Origin of the sequence: Photorhabdus heterorhabditis (assembly GCF_018448905.1) — a bacterium.
Classification (GTDB): domain Bacteria; phylum Pseudomonadota; class Gammaproteobacteria; order Enterobacterales; family Enterobacteriaceae; genus Photorhabdus; species Photorhabdus heterorhabditis.
Genome location: NZ_RCWA01000220.1, coordinates 1 through 219 on the forward strand (window position 1 = coordinate 1; position 219 = coordinate 219).

Consider the following 219-nt stretch of genomic DNA (forward strand, 5'->3'; position numbering starts at 1 on the left):
ATGTGGCTAAATCACACAACAACTGGATCTCTTCGGGCAGATAAAGGGATAAAAACTCCCTGGCCGTTTCGGGCTGCGTTAAAAAATGCTTGAATAACGCGTCATGGTGAGGCCGTTTTTCTTTCTTCGCCACAGTCTGTTTCTCTGTCTTATCAGGTAGTCATGACTACTCGTTGTCTATCCCCGTCATCTTTCAAGTTGGCGGCACTCACTCCAGTT

General features: G+C 46.6%; 1 protein-coding gene. It reads right to left on the reverse strand.

Features of this window, described 5'->3' with window-relative positions; translation table 11 throughout:
- A partial coding sequence (locus EAE89_RS23360; RefSeq protein WP_214086238.1) for an Rpn family recombination-promoting nuclease/putative transposase occupies window positions 1-133 on the reverse strand: 133 nt, incomplete at its 3' end.
- Between the last annotated feature and the right edge of the window lie 86 nt (window positions 134-219).